Origin of the sequence: Enterococcus sp. AZ095a (assembly GCF_050546735.1) — a bacterium.
Lineage (GTDB): Bacteria > Bacillota > Bacilli > Lactobacillales > Enterococcaceae > Enterococcus_D > Enterococcus_D entomosocium.
In genome coordinates this window covers 476,549-496,793 of the sequence record NZ_CP172953.1, presented here as the reverse complement: position 1 = coordinate 496,793, position 20,245 = coordinate 476,549, and the positions used below count along the sequence as shown (strand labels likewise).

19 protein-coding genes are annotated in these 20,245 nt (G+C 43.9%); 7 read left to right on the top strand and 12 right to left on the bottom strand.

Features of this window, described 5'->3' with window-relative positions; genetic code table 11:
* Positions 1-20: 20 nt before the first annotated feature.
* Positions 21-1,553 carry an alpha-N-arabinofuranosidase gene (locus IGJ26_RS02330; protein ID WP_421758060.1) on the top strand — a complete coding sequence of 511 codons (1,533 nt, stop codon included), beginning with the start codon at positions 21-23 and terminating at the stop codon, positions 1,551-1,553.
* 245 nt (positions 1,554-1,798) lie between these two features.
* Here IGJ26_RS02330 and adhE read toward each other — a convergent pair whose 3' ends face one another.
* The 9 genes from adhE to IGJ26_RS02285 all read right to left on the bottom strand — a co-directional run bounded on the left by adhE (position 1,799) and on the right by IGJ26_RS02285 (position 11,659).
* Complete coding sequence (adhE, locus tag IGJ26_RS02325; RefSeq protein ID WP_008376050.1) at positions 1,799-4,390, bottom strand: bifunctional acetaldehyde-CoA/alcohol dehydrogenase; 2,592 nt, start codon at positions 4,388-4,390, stop codon at positions 1,799-1,801.
* Positions 4,391-4,698: 308 nt separating this feature from the next.
* On the bottom strand, positions 4,699-5,190 hold the full coding sequence (locus tag IGJ26_RS02320; protein ID WP_005232154.1) for an NUDIX hydrolase: 492 nt from the start codon (positions 5,188-5,190) through the stop codon (positions 4,699-4,701).
* 139 nt (positions 5,191-5,329) lie between these two features.
* Positions 5,330-5,848 (bottom strand): GrdB-related putative oxidoreductase, encoded by a 519-nt coding sequence (locus tag IGJ26_RS02315; protein WP_005232156.1) that lies wholly within the window; start codon positions 5,846-5,848, stop codon positions 5,330-5,332.
* A 17-nt stretch (positions 5,849-5,865) separates the two neighbouring features.
* Positions 5,866-7,221, bottom strand: a complete 1,356-nt coding sequence (gene celB, locus IGJ26_RS02310) for a PTS cellobiose transporter subunit IIC (RefSeq protein ID WP_034872054.1) — start codon at positions 7,219-7,221, stop codon at positions 5,866-5,868.
* Positions 7,222-7,289: 68 nt separating this feature from the next.
* Positions 7,290-7,622, bottom strand: coding sequence for a PTS sugar transporter subunit IIB (locus tag IGJ26_RS02305; RefSeq protein ID WP_005227348.1), 333 nt, complete (start codon positions 7,620-7,622; stop codon positions 7,290-7,292).
* 40 nt (positions 7,623-7,662) lie between these two features.
* Positions 7,663-8,610, bottom strand: a complete 948-nt coding sequence (locus tag IGJ26_RS02300) for a N(4)-(beta-N-acetylglucosaminyl)-L-asparaginase (RefSeq protein WP_429974883.1) — start codon at positions 8,608-8,610, stop codon at positions 7,663-7,665.
* Positions 8,611-8,734: 124 nt separating this feature from the next.
* Positions 8,735-10,036, bottom strand: coding sequence for a Sapep family Mn(2+)-dependent dipeptidase (locus IGJ26_RS02295; RefSeq protein WP_429974884.1), 1,302 nt, complete (start codon positions 10,034-10,036; stop codon positions 8,735-8,737).
* A gap of 25 nt (positions 10,037-10,061) precedes the next feature.
* Entirely contained in the window at positions 10,062-10,790 is a 729-nt protein-coding gene (locus tag IGJ26_RS02290) for a GntR family transcriptional regulator, LSA1692 subfamily (protein ID WP_087664848.1), read from the bottom strand.
* Between the two features lie 26 nt (positions 10,791-10,816).
* The gene (locus IGJ26_RS02285) at positions 10,817-11,659 is read right to left on the bottom strand and encodes a YitT family protein (protein WP_142437208.1); all 843 of its coding nucleotides are present in this window, start codon (positions 11,657-11,659) and stop codon (positions 10,817-10,819) included.
* A 247-nt stretch (positions 11,660-11,906) separates the two neighbouring features.
* Between IGJ26_RS02285 and IGJ26_RS02280 the strand changes: the two genes are divergently transcribed.
* A complete protein-coding gene (locus IGJ26_RS02280) occupies positions 11,907-12,338 on the top strand; it encodes an Hsp20/alpha crystallin family protein (protein WP_008376072.1) in 432 nt (143 codons plus the stop codon).
* A gap of 131 nt (positions 12,339-12,469) precedes the next feature.
* On the opposite strand, the gene yajC is transcribed toward IGJ26_RS02280, so the two are convergent.
* Together yajC and tgt are read right to left on the bottom strand one after the other, a co-directional pair.
* The gene (gene yajC, locus IGJ26_RS02275; protein ID WP_005232170.1) at positions 12,470-12,811 is read right to left on the bottom strand and encodes a preprotein translocase subunit YajC; all 342 of its coding nucleotides are present in this window, start codon (positions 12,809-12,811) and stop codon (positions 12,470-12,472) included.
* A gap of 83 nt (positions 12,812-12,894) precedes the next feature.
* Positions 12,895-14,040, bottom strand: a complete 1,146-nt coding sequence (tgt, locus tag IGJ26_RS02270) for a tRNA guanosine(34) transglycosylase Tgt (protein ID WP_005227333.1) — start codon at positions 14,038-14,040, stop codon at positions 12,895-12,897.
* 198 nt (positions 14,041-14,238) lie between these two features.
* Between tgt and IGJ26_RS02265 the strand changes: the two genes are divergently transcribed.
* Positions 14,239-14,949, top strand: a complete 711-nt coding sequence (locus IGJ26_RS02265) for a DUF975 family protein (RefSeq protein ID WP_008376075.1) — start codon at positions 14,239-14,241, stop codon at positions 14,947-14,949.
* A gap of 451 nt (positions 14,950-15,400) precedes the next feature.
* Here IGJ26_RS02265 and queA read toward each other — a convergent pair whose 3' ends face one another.
* A complete protein-coding gene (gene queA, locus IGJ26_RS02260; RefSeq protein WP_016611381.1) occupies positions 15,401-16,432 on the bottom strand; it encodes a tRNA preQ1(34) S-adenosylmethionine ribosyltransferase-isomerase QueA in 1,032 nt (343 codons plus the stop codon).
* Between the two features lie 352 nt (positions 16,433-16,784).
* On the opposite strand from queA, the gene IGJ26_RS02255 reads away from it, so the two are divergent.
* From IGJ26_RS02255 to IGJ26_RS02240, 4 genes are read left to right on the top strand one after another with little or no spacing between them, the layout of a single operon-like run.
* A complete protein-coding gene (locus tag IGJ26_RS02255) occupies positions 16,785-17,960 on the top strand; it encodes a betaine/proline/choline family ABC transporter ATP-binding protein (protein WP_008376079.1) in 1,176 nt (391 codons plus the stop codon).
* Positions 17,961-17,963: 3 nt separating this feature from the next.
* On the top strand, positions 17,964-18,599 hold the full coding sequence (locus tag IGJ26_RS02250) for an ABC transporter permease (protein WP_005227319.1): 636 nt from the start codon (positions 17,964-17,966) through the stop codon (positions 18,597-18,599).
* The gene (locus IGJ26_RS02245) at positions 18,599-19,519 is read left to right on the top strand and encodes an osmoprotectant ABC transporter substrate-binding protein (RefSeq protein WP_016611382.1); all 921 of its coding nucleotides are present in this window, start codon (positions 18,599-18,601) and stop codon (positions 19,517-19,519) included. Before IGJ26_RS02250 ends, IGJ26_RS02245 begins: the two co-directional genes overlap by 1 nt.
* 4 nt (positions 19,520-19,523) lie before the next feature.
* On the top strand, positions 19,524-20,186 hold the full coding sequence (locus tag IGJ26_RS02240; RefSeq protein WP_005227316.1) for an ABC transporter permease: 663 nt from the start codon (positions 19,524-19,526) through the stop codon (positions 20,184-20,186).
* The last annotated feature ends 59 nt before the right edge of the window (positions 20,187-20,245 follow it).

The following is a 20,245-nucleotide window of genomic DNA, read 5'->3' as shown; positions in this document are numbered from 1 at the left end:
TTTCATGGACTATCGCTACAATGAAAGAAAAGAAAGGGGTTGCAAAATTGAAGAAAACTACGATGTATTTAGACAAACACTTTATTTTGGCACCAGTCGACGAACGGATCTACGGCTCTTTTGTGGAGCACTTAGGGCGCTGTGTGTACGAAGGGATCTATCAACCAGAAAGTCCTTTTGCCGATGAGCAAGGCTTTCGTCAAGATGTCGCTGCCTTGATCAAGCAGTTGAATGTGCCGATCGTCCGTTACCCAGGAGGCAATTTCGTCTCTGGGTATAAATGGGAAGATAGCGTCGGCCCTAAAGAGCAACGGCCAGCAAAAATCGATTTGGCCTGGCGGGTAATCGAAAGCAATCAGTTCGGCTTAAACGAATTTATGGATTGGACCAAGCAAGTCAATACGGCACCGATGATGGCGATCAATCTTGGGACACGAGGAATCGAAGCAGCGAAAAACTTGATCGAATATACCAATTTAAAAGGCGGCAGCTATTATAGTGACCTCCGTCGTGCCCATGGGGTGGCCGATCCTCATGACATCAAACTTTGGTGTCTAGGCAATGAAATGGACGGTCCTTGGCAAGAAGGACATAAGACAGCCGATGAATACGGCCGTCTCGCAGAAGAAGCTGGCAAAGCGATGCGTCTGGTGGACCCAACGATCGAAACCGTCGCTTGTGGTAGTTCTTCTCTCACGATGCCGACCTTTGGCATGTGGGAAGATACAGTATTAAGTCATTGTTACGATCAAGTCGACTACATTTCCATGCACCAATATTATGGCAACCGTAACGGCGATAGCCAAGATTATCTAGCAAGCAATGTCGCAATGGATCAGTTCATCAGTCAAGTCGCAGCAATCTGTGATGCAGTGAAAGCCAAACGCCGAAGCAAGAAGACGATCAATATTTCCTTCGACGAATGGAACGTCTGGTATCACTCAAATGAACAGGATCAAAAAATTGAACCTTGGAGTCAACACCCACCACAATTAGAAGACGTCTATCACTTTGAAGATGCGTTACTCGTCGCAAGCATGATGATCACGATGCTTCATCACGCAGATCGCGTTAAAATCGCCTGCATGGCACAGCTGGTCAACGTGATCGCACCGATCATGACTTCCGATACTGCCGCTTGGAAACAAACGATTTTTTATCCCTATGAAATGATCAGCAACTATGGTCGCGGTCACGTGTTGCATAGCATTCTTCGAGGGGCTGATTTCGATAGCAGTCACGGAAAAGCTTCTTATGTGGATGCCATTGCGATCGAAAACGAAGATGACTATTTAACCTTTTTCTTAGTAAATAAGGATTTGCAGGATGCCAATGAATTCACTTGCGACTTGCGTCAATATGATTCATTGCAAATCGCTACCCATCAAGTCTTGCACCACCCAGACTTGCATGCCGTCAATACCGAAGCAACCCCGAACAACGTTGTGCCCGTCAATGGAAAAACAGCGGAATTGAATGACGGCATTTTGCGTGTCGTCTTGGAAAAACAAAGCTTCCAGATGCTACGCTTGAAGAAAAACGATAGCAAGTAACGAGCGTATCTGTTTGAGCAAGAAAGCAGCAGCCTTGGTGACATCCTGAAAAAACGAGACTTTTACGGAGTGGAGACATCCACTCCTTTTTTTATGATCCCCCCTGTTCAATTGTTATTTTTCGCATTATTAACTGATCTGGGCAAAAAGGCGGCAACTGCCAGCTTGCTTTCTCAAAAAAAATGAGACGACAAAAGAACACCCTGCGGCAGCTAAGATACCGCAGGGTGTTCTTGATTCATTGTTTAGCCGTTATAGGCATCAACGATGATTTGTTTCAATTCAGAGATTAGTGGTTCTTTTGGATTTGCTGTTGTACATTGGTCTTCGTAAGCCAATTCAGCCATGCGATCAACTGTTGTATCTAGTGTTTGTTGAGTGACGCCTTGCGCTTTCAAGCTCATGTCGATACCCACAGATTGTCCTAATTCGTAAACAGCTGTTGCCAATGCTTCAACCAATTCAGCCGTTGTTTTGCCTTTAAGGCCTAAGAATTTCGCAATGTCTGCGTAATCTGTATCGGCACGGAAGAAGTCATATTTAGGGAACATTGCATGTTTTTGTGGGTCTTTGGCATTGTAACGGATGATGTGCGGTAAAAGAATCGCATTTGTACGTCCGTGAGGAATACCATATTCACCACCGATTTTGTGGGCTACTGAGTGACAAATACCTAGGAATGCATTGGCGAAGGCCATACCTGCCATTGTTGAGGCATTATGCATTTTTTCGCGAGATTCCATATCAGGTGTTTTCACTGATTTTTCTAAGTAGTCAAAGACTAACTTGATTGCTTGTAAGCTCAATCCACGAGTGTAATCAGATGCCATTACTGACACATAAGATTCGATCGCATGAGTCAAAACGTCCATTCCAGTGTCTGCTGTAACAGAAGCAGGTACTGACATTACGAATTGAGGGTCAACGATTGCAACATCTGGTGTCAATGCGTAATCAGCTAATGGGTACTTCACGTGTGTTTCACTGTCAGTGATAACCGCAAATGGTGTTACTTCAGAACCAGTACCAGACGTTGTTGGGATACAAACGAATTGCGTTTTTTCTGGTTTGTCGATCTTGTATGTCCGTTTACGGATATCTAAGAATTTTTGTTTTGCGCCGAAGAATGAAGTATCTGGGTGCTCATAGAACATCCACATGCCTTTGGCAGCATCCATTGCTGATCCACCACCAAGGGCGATCACTGTATCTGGTTTGAAATCAACCATCATTTTTGTTCCAGCGTAAACGGTGTTTGTTGATGGGTTTGGTTCTACGTCAGAGAAGACTTCGATTTTCACGTCATTTTTACGACGAGCAAGTACTTCACGAACCGTATCGCAATAGCCGAATTGAACCATACCAGGGTCACAAACGATCATGACACGTTCAACGTTTTCCATTTTCTCCAAGTACATTAGAGAGTTCTTTTCAAAGAAGATTTTTGGTGGCAATTTAAACCATTGCATATTATTTCTCCGTTTCGCTACAGTTTTCACGTTGATCAAGTTCACAGCAGAAACATTTCGTGATACAGAGTTTTTCCCGTATGAACCACAACCAAGTGTCAATGATGGAATCATTTCGTTGTAGATATTTCCGATACCACCTTCTGCAGATGGTGTGTTAACTAAGATACGGCAAGCTTTCATGCGTAGGCCGAAGGCTAATTGCAAGTCTTCGTTTTCAGTGTGGATCACCGCTGTATGGCCTAATCCGCCTAAATCAAGCATTGCTTCACATTTTTCGAACGCGTCTTCTGTGTTGTTTGCTTTGATCATTGCTAAAACTGGAGAAAGTTTTTCTCTTGATAGTGGGTAATCAGCACCGACACCGTCAAGTTCAGCGATCAATAATTTTGTTCCTTCTGGTACGTTGATGCCTGCTAATTTCGCGATATCCATTGCTGAATGACCAACGATTGCTGGATTTACGGCATATTTTCCTTCATTCATCACGGCATCTTCAAGTTTTTGTAATTCTTTTGCTTTTACAACATATACTTGATGTGCTTCAAATTCTGCTTTCACAGAGGCATAGACTTCTTTATCAACGATCACTGCTTGTTCAGAGGCACAGATCATTCCGTTATCAAAAGTTTTTGATACGATCAAGTCATTGACTGCTCGTTTCACTTTCGCTGTTTTTTCGATATAGGCAGGTACGTTCCCTGGTCCAACACCTAATGCAGGTTTACCAGTTGAGTATGCTGCTTTGACCATGCCAGCCCCACCAGTTGCTAATACGATCGCAATTCCTGGGTGGTTCATCAATAAGCCAGTCGCTTCGATTGATGGATGTTCGATCCATTGCACACAGTTTTCAGGTGCCCCAGCAGCGATGGCTGCATCACGAACGATACGTGCAGCTTCTGCTGAACATTTTTGTGCAGATGGGTGGAAAGCAAAAACGATCGGGTTACGTGTTTTCAAAGCGATCATTGCTTTAAAGATCGTTGTAGATGTTGGGTTGGTTGTTGGTGTTACCCCACAAACGACACCAACTGGTTCAGCGATTTCGATCAAGCCTTTTTGTTTGTCTTCATTGATCACGCCGACTGTTTTGTCATGTTTGATACTGTTCCAAATATATTCTGAAGCGTACATGTTTTTGATCGCTTTATCTTCATAGATACCACGGCCAGTTTCTTCTACTGCCATTTTAGCTAAAGGCATGTGTTTGTCTAATGCTGCCATTGCCATTTCATGAACAATGTGGTCCACTTTTTCTTGATCAAAGCTTTCCATTTCTTTTAACGCCACATTTGCCTTCGTTGCTAAATCGTCGATCATTGCTTGTACGTCGATTGTCACTTCTTTTTCCAATGTCTTAGCCATTGTTTGTCCTCCTAGTTTTTAAACATGTTTTGTTTGTTAACTACTTCACATACAGATCATACAACATCTTTTTTTGTTTGTAAATAGTTTTTGTGATTTTTTTCACAGTTTTATTAAACTCCCTTTAAATTAAGCGTTTTCAAGAGGTTTTAAGAAAAAGAAGTGGACAAAAGTTTCGGTTTTTATTAAGAAAAATGTCATGTGCTAAGTTGAACAATGGAGGGATTTACGAAAACACCTTATCCCTACTAAATATGATCATCTGCTCTTTTCACTTTTTCTGTCAAACGTCATATGATCTGAAAGGATTATTCATAAGAAGGGTCCTCTAATACATCCCATTTCATTAGGCGTTGGCTTCTTGCCGTAAATGCCTTCTGTTTAAACACCTCACAAGCTTTTATTACAAGAGGTGATGCATTTTGTTCATTTAGCTGCTCGATGGGGAAAAAAACTGCTCCCAATGAATCTTGGCCTGTAAATTGAGGAACATTCTTCTCAAGACTTCCAACGGTTGTTTGAATCTCATAAAAGACACAGATGTGATTATTCATAGATGTTCCTTGATAGTGCCAGGGGTAAAGAAAATTAATTGCCCCTAATTGATGATAGCTAGTGACGGTCATGCCGGTTTCTTCTTTAAATTCTCGGCACAGCGTGTCTTCCAGCAATTCACCTGCCTCCATGCTGCCGCCTGGCAAATCATAGCGGTTTTGATAAGGTCCCGCCTTCTTTTTGATGACGGCTAAGCAGTTGCCTTGAAACAAAATTCCATATACTCCAAATGCGGTATGGTACAACCGAATCCCTCCTAACTTGTATCTATTCTACGTAAATCAAAACAAATCATCAACAGGCTTAGTCGATTTATGTCTTACATCGAACATGCTTGGCTTGATTCATAAAAAAACGACCAGCCAGCGCTGATCGTCTTTCTCTTTAAAACAAATCTTCTTGGTCTGCTTCTGTTAGAGGCTTCCCGTGGGCAAGCTGGGAAACAACGTGCGCCATCTTTTTGTAGGAATCATTCAATCCGATTCCGCCTTTTTTCGGCATCTTCAAGATATAGATATCTTTGGCATAGATTGCCACTGCTGGGTTTTCCTCTGACATCGCTGCAGCCCCTGGAATTCCTTGTGCATTGAATACTTTCGTCAATCCTGCTGCCATTTCGCCAAAATTAGGATAATGCATCGCAGGTCCGCAAAGAACGGCATCGGCGTCAAATTTTTTAGCAAACCCCACAAATTTTTTATTCACTTCTTCTTGATGCTCGTGATAATATTGGTCACCACAATAAAGCGTTGCAACGATTTGTGCGTCTTGCTCTTGAAAAAGTGGATTCAAGGTTCGACCTGGACCAAGGGCAGCTTTTTTGCCGCTTGGCGGCAACTGAGCATTTTCATCACTTCCCATCCCTGCAGTGACATGATTGAGAATCAAAATTATTTTTTTCATGAGCGGTGCCTCTTTTCTTACAGATCATCAAAATCGAAATCATCAAAATTGATTTCCTCTTCTTCTTGTTCAACGGCATCCGCTTCTTCTTTTAGATATTGATTATCTAAGACTTTGATAAACGGGTAATAAATAGCCATTCCTAAGAGGATCAACAAGACTTGTAACACGGCCGCTTGCCAACCACTGACTAAGAAACCAGAAATAATCGGTGGCGTGGTCCATGGCAGCTGAATTCCATTGGTATAGTTGACTAACCCAAGATCCATACAGAAGTAAGAGATAATAATATTGATCGTTGGCACTAAAGCAAAAGGAATCAGCAGAACTGGATTCAAGACGATTGGTAACCCAAAGATGATTGGTTCATTGATCCCGAAAATACCTGGAATCAACGATAACTGTGATAGTTTTTTGACCCGTTGGCTTTTACAGACTAAGATCATGACTAAAATCAAAGATAATGTCGAACCGCCCCCGCCAAAGGTCGCGAACATGTCTTGAAATTGACCGGTGATGATGTTAGGAATTTCTGCGCCATTCTTGAAAGCATCTAAGTTTTCAATAGATAATGCCCGTAAGATAGGGTTGAAGACGGCACCGACCACACTGGAACCATTGATCCCAAAGAACCAGAAAAAATGCAAAAATAGGTAAGCTATGATCATGGCACCTAAAGTATTTCCTAAACTTAACAACGGTGTCTGTAAGAACTTAAAGAGGATCTCTTGGAGATTGCCATAAGACGTCAAGTTGGCTAACCAGTTGGCGATCATAAAAACCGTCACGATCACAAAACTAGGAATCAATGCCTCAAAGGATTTCACCACGGTTGGGGGAACACCGTCAGGCATTTTGATTGTCCACCCTTTGCGTAATAACGCAACGAACATTCTGGTGGAAATCAAGGCAACGACCATCCCTAAGAACAAACCGCTGGAACCCATCCACCGTAATGGCAGGCTGCCAACTTCATACACTTCCGTAGAGCCTTCTGGTGTGAAAACGGTCGTAAATGGTGTCACGATAAAAAAAGAAACGAGTGAAATAATGGCTGCTTGCATGGCATCAACTTTAAACTGTTTTGCCAAACTATACCCGATCCCACCAACGGCTAAAATCGTCATAATGTCAAAGCTGGCTGTTGCTGGCATATTCAACATCGTTGCCCAGTTGTCTCCCAGCAAACTGCTCATCATCTCGTTCCAATTTGGAATCGGAAAATTGGTCAAGACTAAAAAGAGTGAACCCACGATCAACAACGGTGTGGATAATAAGAAACCATCACGAATCGCAATCAAATATTTGTTTTCACCGATCGTCTTTGCCATCGGTGTTAACACTTTTTCTAACCAGTTTAAAAATTTCTGCATTTTTCTTCCTCCCATCTGCGTGCTATCTGGCAGATAACACGTAGTCCCCTGTTACTCCAACACTTTTATTACTTTGCTTTGGCTTTTTTGATCAAGCTTAAGGCATCTTTCAATGCTCGTTCGCCATCCATCATGCCGTATGCTTCTGTTGCGATCGTGCCGACTGGAATCCCCATTGGCTCGAAAGTTGCTTTCATTTTGCTATCTAAGTGTCGTACTTGTGGACCTAACAAAATAGCAACTGGTTTTTCTTGTTCGACTTTTTCTTCTGCATGGATTGCAGGGAATGCTTCGATCGTCAAAGGCATGTTGTGCTTTTTGACGACTTCCATCATTTTATTGACCATGATACTCGTTGACATTCCAGCTTCACAAAACAAATAGATTTTTTTCGTTGCCATATCCATTCCTCCAATGTTTGTTTTTTCTCAATCGCGGTTGTTAGACCGGCGCTTTGATTCGTTTTTCATAAGCCTCCAACCATTCTTGCGTGATGGGTTCGATCACGGTTGTCTGCTCAGGTCCTGGCGTTGCCATAAAAATAGCTGGCGCTTGACTGGTGGTTGCGACACTAAAGGTAAATTCTACATTGGTTGCCACGCCCCAGCGCCCCTGTTTATCTAAGGCGATCAGCGAGAAGGCGCCGGCTTTGCCGTAGCGCTTCTTCAATCGCGCTTCAAAGTCGTAAACGGCTTGATCACATGCTTCTTGCGGTGCTAGTCCTTCTCCCATCAAACGGACGATTTCGTAGGAAAGGCAGCCTTTCATCAAGTCTTCCCCTAACCCTGTGGCAGCGGCACCGCCGATTTCACTATCCACATAAAAACCAGAACCAGATAAAGGTGAATCGCCGACACGACCGCTTTTTTTCATAAATAAACCAGAGCTCGAGGTTCCTGCTGCCATGCTTTGGTGTTCATCCAGCGCAACTACTCCCACTGTATCGTGGCCATCATAGGGATCGAGGTTGTTGGCAGCGATCTCTGCTTTGCGCTTTTCCCAAATGGTTTTGGCTCGCGGTGTCAGCATCGCTTTGGGCTGGAATCCTTCGGCAAGCGCATAAGCGACCGCTCCTTGGCCGATCCGAAAACTATTGAATTTTTCCTCACTTAGGCGGCGTGCCACGGAAATAGGATTTTCCACATCGACGATCCCAGCGACGGCACCAATTTTGAAGGTATCACCATCCATGAAGGCAGCGTCCATTTCCAACACGCCTTCTTCGTTGGGCAGCCCGCCATACCCCACCGATTTATAAAATGGATAATCTTCCACTGCTTTAATGGCTGTTTCTACTGCATCTTGGCAGGAGCCTTGTTGTTCTAATAGTGATTTAGCAGCGAGCACGCCATCGTGTGCCATCCGCCATGTAGCAATCATTCCCCACATAAATATCCCTCCATATTTCATAGCGCTTTCAAGTATATTCTATACGGTATATACTACTATGTCTATACTAAAAAAAGAGTTTCTCAAAAAAAATGGAAAAACTCTTCTTCGTTCGTGTCTTCGCTTATTTTGTCAGTGCTTGTAAACTGCGCAAATAAATTTCAAGATTCATCCGCAGATCGGCAACCGCCATGTACTCATCTTGGTTATGAGCGATCCCTTTTTGCCCTGGAAAAGACGGACCAAAAGCAAGGATGTTTGGCATTTTGCGGGCGTAGGTTGCTCCTGTAGTGGTCACGGGGGTTGGATCATTGCCCGTTACTTGGTGATAGATCGTCGATAGCGTTTGGATTTCGGGGGTATCTTTTGATCGGCAGAACCCCGGAATGCTGCGAAGGATCGTAAGGCTTGCCCCTTCTGGCAATGCCTCTTGCACCCCAGCAAGCACTTGTTCCTCCGTTACGGATACCGGATAGCGAAAGGCCACTTCTAACGCTAGTCCACTGGCAGACTTTTGGAGAACCACAGGGGTCAAGATCAATTTTCCTGAGTCGGCATCTTCTAGTATCAAATCAATGCCTTCGCCATAGTGCTGCTGGTGAAAACTTTGGGTGATCCACTGCAAAGCTGCTTGCACGGACGGTGTCGCCGCTAGTTGCGGTGCTGCTTGCTGCGCAAGTTTTGTAATGGCGTTGTCCCCTAGCTCAGGGGCATTGCTAGGGGAGCGTTTGCCTAGTGCTTCAAAGGACTGGCTGCCTATGGTTACCGATAGGTGGTCTGGCACATGATCGCGGAATTGATCGCCAGAAAACGCCGCTAACAGCTGCTGTTCTTGGGCGGGCAATGGAAAATCAAGTTGCACATTGACGACACCTCGTTCGCCGTAAACTACTGGATACTTGCAGTCTGGCGTAAAACCAAAACGCGGTGGCTGCTCAACCGCTAGATAATGCGGGATATCCGACATGCCGCTTTCTTCATCTGTACCGAAAATGATCCGCAGCGGTAATTGCGGTTGATGCCCAAGGTCTTTCAATAATTTCATGGCAAACAAACAGCTGATGATCGGACCTTTGTTATCTAAGATCCCTCGGCCATAAAAGTTGCCGTCTTTTTCAGTTAGTGCAAACGGTGGGTAGCTCCAGCCAGAACCTGCCGAGACGACATCCAAGTGTCCTAACACACCGATATAGTCGGTATCCGTTGGTCCCCAATGGGCATAGCCGATCGCATCATCGATGACCGTTGTTTGAAACCCGTATGCTGCGCTTTTTTCCATGATGTATGCTAACACTTCTCGTGGTCCGGTGCCATAAGGCGCATGAGGCGCCGACTCACCTTTGACGCTTGCGATCTGCATCACCTCGCTCAAAAGCGTGAGAAATTCTGACCAATTGGCTTCAATACTTGCTGTGAGTGGATCCATTGTCTTCACCTCTAAAGGATTGATTTTATTTTTGACGCACTAATGTATTTTTGAAGGTATATTTGTCTGCTCGGTAATAGGATGTATCGTATAAGATCGGTTTGGCTGATGCGGAATAGGTCATCGAATGGACCAAAAGCATCGGTTCCTCTTGAGGCACCTGTAAAAGTTTCGCAATATCGGCAGGACTTTTCACAGCTTCCACCTCTTGATGGGAATAACCAATCTCGATGTTGGCTTCAATGACTTGATATAAAGACGACTCTAATTGAGCTTTCGTGAGTTCTGCGGTGCCTTCTTGCAGATAGCGTTTCAGTACGTAAAGATTTTCCACCGTCATCGGCTCATCATCAAAGTAACGCAAGCGCACCAAATAAACGATCGGTTCCTTGGCGTAATCACCAAACAACTGACCAATCTCTATCGGGAGCTCTTTGACGGTTTCGATATGCAAAACTTCCGTACGGGTCTTTTTCCCTTGGATCTTGGCGGTCTCGGTAAAACTTTGGAGGCCGCCAGAGCCGCTTTGGATCTTGGGCTGTTTCATGACATAGGTTCCTTTGCCTTTTTCTTTCACTAACAAATTCTGGGCAATCAATAAATCGATGGCTTTGCGCACCGTTAAACGGCTGCACTGAAATTCCTCTGCTAAATCATAATCGGAAGGAAGTTTTTGGCTCGTCACGTACGTACCTTCATGAACCCGTTGCGCAATCTGCTGGGCAACTTCTTGAAATACTGCTTGTTTTTTCAACGTCTCTCCTACTTTCTTTCACTTTGCTACCATTCATAAAACGATCGATTGGCACTGACGCCAGAAGAAACACTGACAAACGCTTGTTCATCGATTCCTTGGATCATGCCTTCGACGGTCTTGAGTTCTCTATGGGAAATGACAAGTAATAATAGTTTTTTCTGTTGATGATCAAATCCACCTTCGACATCGTTGATGACCGTGATGCCTCGCTGCAAGGCACATTGCAGCGTCGTAATGACGGGTTCTGCTTTTTCTGTAACGACCAGCAGCTGCACACGCCGCTGCTTCAGGTTGACGTAGTCGACCATCCGCCCACTGATGAAGAAGGAAATGGCACTATAAAAAGCATAGGGCCAGCCAAAGATCAGCCCGGCTGCTAGCTGCAAACTGACATTGAAGCCGATAAAGAAACTGCCGATACTTCTACCAGTGGCTTTTTTCACTAAAATCCCTAAAATATCAAGCCCACCCGTTGAAAAATCGTCGTTCAATGTCAAGCCCACCGACACCCCGTGCAGCAATCCGCCGAACACGGCACAGATCACCGGATCGGTCGTTAAAGCAATGACCGGTACCACCTTCATCATAACAGAAGACAGGACGACGGTACAAACCGTCATGATGGTAAATTCTCGATCGATTTTGACCCAAGCAACCGCTAACAATGGCGCATTAAAAAAAAGCACCAAAAGCGGGATCGAAAGCTGCAGATTCAACTGCTCGTCTAAAAGCTGCGACAACAATTGCGACAAACCAGTGATCCCACTCGCATAAATATTTCCCGGCAGCCAAAAGAGATTTAAAGCAATCGACGACAACAATGCATAGATCAAAGCAACAAGCATTCGTTTTCTGTAACATGCCATGTTTTCCCTCCTCCACTTCACTTTTAGTATATATCATTAAGTATATACTGTCACGCGAAAAAAGCAGGCGAAATGAGGGGGGGAACGGAAACGAAGCAATGTAAAAACACGCTAAAATTAAGGAGTAAAATGTTGGTATCAAAGGTTTTTAAAGATTTTTTTAAAGTGAGTAAATCACTTGAGATTCTCTGAAAAATGAATAAAATAAAAAGTGTAAAAACAAAAGAACAAAGAAAGGATGATTCTTATGACACATGAGATTGTGCCACGCCGCTCAGATTCATACAGTATGACACCTTTTGATTTCTTTGAAGATTTTGGCCGCAGTTTTTTTGATGGGTTTCCATCGAACCTGATCAAAACCGATATTCACGAGAATGACAATGAATTTCTCGTTGAAGCAGAACTGCCTGGCATCCCTAAGGAAAATATTCAAGTAACCTATGAGAATGGGGTTTTAACGATTACGGGACAACACCAGACGGATCATGCGACCGAAGATGAAAAAGGACGTCTGGTTCGCAGCGAGCGCAGCTTGACAAGCGTTCGACGGCAATACCTGTTAGAAAACGTCAAAGAGGATGAAATCAAGGCCTCTTACGCTGAAGGAATTTTGAAATTGACGTTGCCAAAAGATCAAGGCAAACAAGCGTCAAAGAAACTGATTCCGATCGAGTAGCGAAGGCAATCAAAACACTGCAGCAAAACGAGCGATCTCTGTTTTGCTGCGGTGCTTGTTTTATTTTAGAAACTGTCCGACTACTAAAAAAACGCACCATCGCTTCTGAGAAAGCGACGGTGCGTTTGTGCTTATTCTTTGGTTTCGTCTTGGATGCTCGTTGCGTCTTCGACATCAGCTGGTTCGATTTGTGTCTCAACGGATGCAACAGTTCCAGGTTTCACTGTGCGGATCGCTGAACGATCAAACTCTAAGAAAATTCCTTCACAGTCGATGATCACGGTGCTTTTTTCTGTGTTGACTTCAGAAAGAACACCGTGGAGTCCGCCGATGGTTACGACTTCATCGCCAGCTTTCATATTTTCTAAAAGATTTTTACGCTCTTGCTGTTGTTTCTTTTGTGAACGACTCATAAAGAACCACATTGCCACTAAAGCAACCAGCATAAAGAGCATTGGTAAAGATTGTGCCATTTTTTTCACCTCGATTTATTTTCTTTCCTATAAGATACTTTATCAGAATTCCTCTATTATTCCCACCATTTTAGTAGAGAATGTTAGAAATTCCTCGCATTTTCCTTGTTGAACCCATACTCTTCAATAAAATGCTCACGGAACTCCAACAAGTTGTCATCCATGATGGCTTGACGGACATTTTTCATCAGATTCAATAAGAAGTAGACATTGTGGTAAGACGTCAAACGCATACCAAAGGTTTCATCACATTTGATCAAGTGGCGGATGTACGCACGAGAATAGTTTTTACATGTATAGCAATCACACTTCTCGTCAATTGGTCGAAAGTCACGGGCATATTGCGCATTTTTCACGACTAAACGACCTTTTGAAGTCATACAGGTACCGTTTCTTGCGATCCGTGTTGGTAAAACGCAGTCGAACATATCGACACCGCGAATCACGCCATCGATCAAGGAGTCAGCTGCCCCAACGCCCATCAGGTAACGTGGTTTGTTTTCTGGAATCCAAGGAGTCGTAAATTCCAACACGCGATTCATTTCCGCTTTTGGTTCGCCAACTGACAGGCCGCCGATAGAATAACCTGGGAAGTCCATACTAATCAAGTCTTGGGCACTCTGCTTGCGCAAGTCTTCAAAGCCTGCACCTTGAATGATCCCAAACAAGCCTTGACGATCTGGATTGGCATGAGCTTTCAAGCCACGTTCTGCCCAGCGAGACGTCCGTTCCACCGATTTTTTGACGTAGTCATAGCTTTCATCAAATGGCGGACACTCATCAAAACTCATCATGATATCTGATCCTAATTTGTTTTGGATATCAATCGCTTTTTCAGGAGATAAAAACATTTTCGACCCATTCAAATGGTTTTTGAAATGGACACCTTCTTCGACGATGTTGCGCATTTCGGCTAATGAAAAGACTTGGAAACCACCTGAATCTGTTAAGATCGGTTGATCCCAATTCATAAATTTATGTAAGCCGCCTGCTTCTGCAACAATGTCTTCTCCTGGACGCAACCACAAGTGATAGGTATTGCTTAAAATGACGCCTGCACCCATTTCTTTCAACTCTTCAGGGGCAAGGGTTTTAACCGTTGCTAATGTGCCGACTGGCATGAACATTGGCGTTGGAAAGGTTCCGTGAGGCGTGATCAGTTCGCCTAAACGGGCACCGGTATGCTTTTCTTTCTTTATCAGACGATAACGAATGGCTGGTTCCGTCATTCATTTCCCTACTTTCTCTCTAAACTCAATTAACTGTGCAACGCTATCTATGATAAGGGTTGCCCTTACATTTTGCAAGGAAGTTTAAAGAAACTAAGAGTATTTTCTCCTAGTTATGCGAAACATCTATTACTTTTTTTTGAAGATTTAGCGAAAGTTTGCTATCATGTTATTTATATTGAAGGGAGGTTTTTTGAAATGAAATCAAATAGAGAACTAAAAGCAGAAGCAAAAGCAATCCTGAGAGGCCGCTGGAAAGACAGTGTTTTGATGTGTATTGTACCGACTTTGATCTCGATCGCTATCGCACTCGTCATTATCGTTCTTGCTGTTATTCCATTGTATCAAAGCGGTATGTTTAATGATCTTGGTTCCACTGACGCAGTCAATTCCGCAGGAGGAAGTGGCGGCGGCAGTGGTGGCGGTTTGATCAGCGGTCTATTTTCTGCCTTATTCGGTGCTGGGATCTCTTGGACTTTCCTTGACATTTTACGCGGTAAGAAGCAATCGATCCAGCCTTTTTCTGATGTCTTTCGCGGCTTCAGTGGCGCTTTCGTGTTAGGGATCATCGTCATCTATATTCTGTCGACTATTTTCACGACGTTGTGGACGTTCCTGTTTATCATTCCTGGGATCATTAAAGCTTATTCTTATTCTCAAGCATATTTTGTCTTTTATGATACCTATGAAGAAACGGGCATGCGGCCAGATTTTCTCAGCTGCATCACAGGTAGCCGTCATTTAATGAAAGGCTACAAAGGTCAACTGTTCATCCTTGATCTGAGCTTCATCGGCTGGCACATTTTGGCCATCATGACAGCAGGAATTGGCTACTTATGGTTGACGCCATACATCAGTGCAACCAAAGCAGCATTCTATGACAATCTGCCTAAACGAGCACTTGCTTAAAAGATCGGTTCGCCGGTCTTTTTTTTTGAAGAAAAGAATCGTTTTCTTTTGCAAACGCTTCCGTTTCGTGTTATAGTATACGTGTAAGGAAGGTAGCAACTCTGTTGGTGGTTTTCGTAAATATCGCAAACTCAATCTACTAAAAGTTGTTGAACGTACAAGTTTCACCTAGTACCAAACGTGTAAAGTAACAAGAAGAAAAACGTAACAAGGATCGAACATTTCCATATCGAAAAATGATACGTCTCATTTTGTATCGGAATACACGAAACATGTGTAAGTTTGTAAATGAAAACAAATTTTCGAGAAACATTGCTTTGCATGGACCACAAAAAGCGACCACCACTTATACCTTCCTCTAGTAGTAAGCTGGGCGACAAAAAAAAGCAGTTCTAAAAGTTGAGAAATTGATTCAACTTAAAGAGCCGCTTACGTCGCTCAGTTTTTTTGTTTATTTTAAGAACATCGCATCGCCAAAGCTAAAGAAGCGATATCGCTCATCGATGGCATGCTGGTAGGCAGAAAGTGTTAGGTCGCGTCCTGCAAAGGCACTGACTAACATCACTAAGGTTGATTTTGGTAGGTGGAAGTTAGTAGAGAAAGCTTCCACGATTTTAAACTGATAGCCTGGCGTGATAAAAATACTCGTCCACCCACTATCGGCTTTGATTTGCCCATCAAACTTGGTCCCAATGGTTTCTAATGTACGGATCGAAGTCGTTCCGACTGCAACGATCTTGCCACCATTTGCCCGAACCTCGTTCAATTGCGCAGCAGCTTCTTCTGTCAAACGGTAAAATTCGCTGTGCATCTCATGATCAGCGATATTATCGACACTGACTGGACGAAACGTTCCTAAACCAACGTGCAAAGTCAGATAAACCAGCTTGACGCCTTTTGCGGCGATCTGCTCCAGCAATTCTGGGGTAAAATGCAAGCCGGCAGTTGGTGCGGCAGCTGAGCCGTTTTCTTTGGCATAAACCGTTTGATAGCGGTCTGGGTCTTCTAGCCGTTCTTTGATGTAAGGCGGTAACGGCATTTCGCCAAGTGATTCCAGAATCTCTAAAAAGATTCCTTTGTATTGAAAACGAATAATCCGGCCGCCGTGATCGAGCTCTTCTTCCACCACTGCCTCTAATCGTCCGTCGCCGAAGGTGATCTTCGTGCCGGCTTTGGCTCTTTTGGCTGGCTTGATCAAGGTTTCCCACGTATCCCCTTCAATATTATTCAGTAAAAGGATTTCCAGATGGGCACCGGTTTCTTGTTTTTCGCCATAGATACGAGCTGGTAATACCCGCGTATCATTCATCACCAAGGCATCCCCTGGTTCCAATTCATCAATGATGTTATAGAAGTGCTTGTCCTCAAATTTGCCAGTCTCGCGGTCAACCACTAATAAACGGGAACTTGAGCGATCACTTAATGGCGTTTGAGCGATCAGTTCTTCCGGTAATTCAAAATCAAAATCTTCAGTTGTAAGCATGTTGTTCCTCTCTTTCCCTAAATTCTTCTCTATTCTAGCATGTTTTTATAAAAATTGAAAAAACAGCTTTTAATTCTGCCCTTTCTTAGAAAAAAATAAAGAGACTGCTGCTAAGGCCTTCAGCAAAAAAGTCTCCTTTTTCCCAATGAAAAATAACGACATATTTCCGCTGCTTCTTTTCTCTATGCATCGCTCCTTAATTTGGACTTGCTTATGGCGCTATTTTCAGTTTTGTCTATACAATTATGAAAAAAATGGGCAGATTATTTGAATAACACGTGACTTTTCGGCATACTTAGTACAGATTCTAAGCCATTATTCAGATTGCTTAAATAAAAATAGAGGTGACATCATGATTGAGTTTCAGCAGGTATCCAAAATTTACAAAGGTGGTAAAGTCGCTGTTGAAGATGTGAATCTTTCCTTTGAAAAAGGCGAATTCATTTGCTTCATCGGGACAAGTGGTAGTGGAAAGACGACTTGTATGCGGATGATCAACCGTATGACGGATCCTTCTAAAGGAAAAATCTTGATCAATGGAAAAAGCGTTACAGAGATCAACCCAGTGGAGTTACGCCGTCAAATCGGCTATGTGATCCAAAGCATCGGTTTGATGCCTCACATGACGATTCGGGAAAACATCACATTGGTTCAAAAATTGTTAAAAGTCAGCCAAGAAGAACGCAACAAAACTGCCGAGCGTATGATCGACTTAGTGGAATTGCCACGAGAAATGCTCGACCGTTACCCCAACGAATTGTCTGGAGGGCAACAGCAACGGATCGGTGTTGTCCGTGCCTTGGCAGCTGACCAAGATGTCATTTTAATGGATGAGCCTTTTGGCGCACTAGACCCAATCACTCGTGACTCCTTACAAGATTTGGTTAAAGACTTGCAAGAACGGCTTGGAAAAACCGTCGTCTTCGTTACCCATGATATGGACGAAGCATTGAAGCTTGCTAGCCGTATCGTGATCATGAGTGAAGGAAAAGTCATTCAATTTGATACACCAGAAAATATTCTGCAACACCCAGCAACACCGTTTGTGGAAGAATTGATCGGTGAAGACCGCTTGTTACAAGCAAAACCTGACACGACGCCAGTCAAAGACGTAATGTTAAATACCCCGATCGCTATCACACCAGAAAAATCCATACAAGAAGCGATTCACTTGATGCGGGAAAAACGGGTCGATACCTTGCTTGTTACCGACAATAGCAACGTGCTAAAAGGCTACATCGATGTCGAATCCATCGACCGCAACCGTGGCAAAGTTACTAGTGTCGGCGATATCTTGAACAAAGATGTCTTTTTCGTTCGCGAAACCGCCTTGTTGCGGGATACCTTGCAACGCATCTTAAAACGCGGCTTAAAATATGTCCCAGTAGTAGATGCCGACAAACATTTAGTTGGGATTTTGACCCGTGCTTCCTTAGTTGATATCGTTTATGACGTGATTTGGGGCGATGAGCCATCGATCATGGAAGCCATTGAGTCGGCGAAACCTGAAGAAACTGAGGAGGTCTAGCGCATGCAAAGCTTCTTTAATGAATATGGCGGCCAATTGGTCACCAAAAGTCTTGAACATTTGTATATTTCCTTTGCGGCTTTGCTCTTAGGGATTCTTGTTGCCGTACCGATCGGTGTGATCTTGACCCGTTTCCCCAAAGCAGCAACGATCGTGATCGGCATCACCAGTGCGTTGCAAACCGTGCCTTCTTTGGCACTATTGGCATTGATGATCCCGATTTTAGGTGTCGGAAAAGTCCCTGCTATCGTCGCTCTTTTCATTTATTCCTTGTTGCCGATTTTGCGAAATACCTACATTGGAATGAAAAAAGTCGATTGGAATTACCGCGATGTTGCCAAAGGGATGGGGATGACCAACTTGCAGTCGATCATCAGTGTGGAATTACCTCTAGCGATCCCAACGATCATGGCAGGGATCCGCTTATCGGCCGTGTATGTTTTAGCCTGGGCTACCTTGGCTTCTTACATCGGTGCCGGTGGACTTGGTGATTTGATCTTTAGCGGACTAAACAACTACCAACCGCCTTTGATTTTTGCTGGGACGATTCCAGTGACGATCTTTGCTTTATTAGCTGACTGGTTACTGGGTTTGTTAGAAAACAAACTGACACCAGCTGCCTTAAGGGGGGATGCGTAATGAAAAAAACTTCAAAATTAGCGCTGTTGTTTTCCTTAAGTGTCGCTTTACTGTCCGGCTGTTCCTTTCCCGGTTTAGCATCGACTTCTGATGAGAATACCGTGGCGATCACAGGCGGGATCACTTCCGAAGCCCAAATTCTTGGCGCGGTGGTTGCCGGTATGGTCGAACACTATACGGATAAAAACACAACCGTCATTAACAACTTAGCAACAACGACCATCAATCACCAAGCGATGATGAATGGCGATGCGTCGATCTCAGCTGCCCGCTACACAGGAACTGACTTGACCACTACGTTAGGGTTGGAACCAGAATCTGATCCGCAAGCCGCCTTTGACAAAGTCAAATCAGAATTTGAGCAACGATACCAACAGACTTGGTTCCCATCTTACGGCTTTGATAACACATATGTCTTTCTTGTCAGGAAAGACACTGCTGAAAAATACGGATTGGAAAAAGTCAGTGACTTGAAAGATGTCGCAGATCAATTGGTCGCAGGGGTCGATACCGCGTGGATCACACGGGTCGGCGATGGGTACGATGGCTTCCAGGAAGCCTATGGATTCTCTTTCCAAAATATCCTACCGATGCAGATCGGTCTCGTCTATGATGCTGTTGATAACGGAAAAATGGATATCGTTTTAGGGTACTCAACCGACGGCCGGATCGGCAGTTACGATCTCGTGATGCTAGAAGATGATCTAAACTTCTTCCCGCCTTATGATGCCGCACCGATCGTCGATGACAAATTATTGAAAGAAACACCTGAAATCGGCGATGCCCTGAACAAATTAGCAGGCAAAATTGATACCGAAAAAATGCAAGAATTGAATTACCAAGTGGATAATGACCTTCTAGAACCAACGGTAGTTGCCGAACGTTTCTTAGAAGAAAATAATTACTTCGAAGGAGAGTGACGAAATGGCAGACATGAATTTATTCCAACAATTTCTTTTCTATTTTCAAGAAAATGGCGGCTATGTTTTTGCCCAGTTCATTCGTCACTTCTTGATTTCAATCTACGGGGTACTTTTTGCCTCAATCGTCGGGATTCCAATCGGGATCTTGATTTCTAAAAAAATGCGTTTGGCAGATTGGGTGATTCGTTTCGCCAATATCATCCAGACGATTCCATCTTTAGCGATGATCTCGATTTTAATGATCGGCATGGGCTTAGGTGTGAATGTCGTGATTTTAACGATTTTCCTTTATTCTTTGTTACCGATCATCAAAAATACCTATACCGGCATGCGCCAAGTCGACCGCAATACGTTAGATGTCGGCAAAGGGATGGGGATGACTAGCTGGCAACGATTGTATATGATCGAATTGCCATTGTCTGTTTCGGTGATCATGGCAGGGATTCGAAACGCCTTAGTCGTGGCGATCGGTATCACCGCTATTGGGGCTTTCGTTGGTGCTGGTGGACTGGGGGACATCATCATCCGTGGAACCAATGCGACGGATGGTGCATCGATCATCTTAGCCGGTGCTTTACCAACTGCCTTGATGGCGATCATTACGGATCTTGGATTGAGCTTTATTGAACGCCGCTTAGATCCAGCCAGCCGTACGTCACGCTAAACTTATTTGCAAAAAGCAAAAGCCGTTGTGACCATTTATTGGTCGCAACGGCTTTTTGG